The sequence below is a fragment of the Levilactobacillus enshiensis genome (assembly GCF_007115095.1).
In the GTDB taxonomy this organism is placed as follows: domain Bacteria; phylum Bacillota; class Bacilli; order Lactobacillales; family Lactobacillaceae; genus Levilactobacillus; species Levilactobacillus enshiensis.
This window is the reverse complement of the sequence record NZ_SULH01000034.1, coordinates 1-800: the sequence shown is the minus strand read 5'-3', so window position 1 is coordinate 800 and position 800 is coordinate 1. Positions and strand designations below refer to the sequence as shown.

1 rRNA gene is annotated in these 800 nt (G+C 51.6%); it reads right to left on the bottom strand.

The features are described 5' to 3' along the window. Positions 1-800 (bottom strand): 16S ribosomal RNA (locus tag FAY32_RS14440); the annotation flags it as partial.

The window sequence follows — 800 nt, the reverse complement described above, 5'->3', positions numbered from 1 at the left end:
GCATAGTATGTCAAGACCTGGTAAGGTTCTTCGCGTAGCTTCGAATTAAACCACATGCTCCACCGCTTGTGCGGGCCCCCGTCAATTCCTTTGAGTTTCAACCTTGCGGTCGTACTCCCCAGGCGGAGTGCTTAATGCGTTAGCTGCGGCACTGAAGGGCGGAAACCCTCCAACACCTAGCACTCATCGTTTACGGCATGGACTACCAGGGTATCTAATCCTGTTCGCTACCCATGCTTTCGAGCCTCAGCGTCAGTTACAGACTAGACAGCCGCCTTCGCCACTGGTGTTCTTCCATATATCTACGCATTCCACCGCTACACATGGAGTTCCACTGTCCTCTTCTGCACTCAAGTTTCCCAGTTTCCGATGCACTTCTCCGGTTAAGCCGAAGGCTTTCACATCAGACTTAAAAAACCGCCTGCGCTCGCTTTACGCCCAATAAATCCGGACAACGCTTGCCACCTACGTATTACCGCGGCTGCTGGCACGTAGTTAGCCGTGGCTTTCTGGTTAAATACCGTCAACTTCTGAACAGTTACTCTCAGAAGTGTTCTTCTTTAACAACAGAGTTTTACGAGCCGAAACCCTTCTTCACTCACGCGGCATTGCTCCATCAGACTTTCGTCCATTGTGGAAGATTCCCTACTGCTGCCTCCCGTAGGAGTTTGGGCCGTGTCTCAGTCCCAATGTGGCCGATTACCCTCTCAGGTCGGCTACGTATCATTGTCTTGGTGGGCCTTTACCTCACCAACTAACTAATACGCCGCGGGATCATCCAGAAGTGATAGCCGAAACCA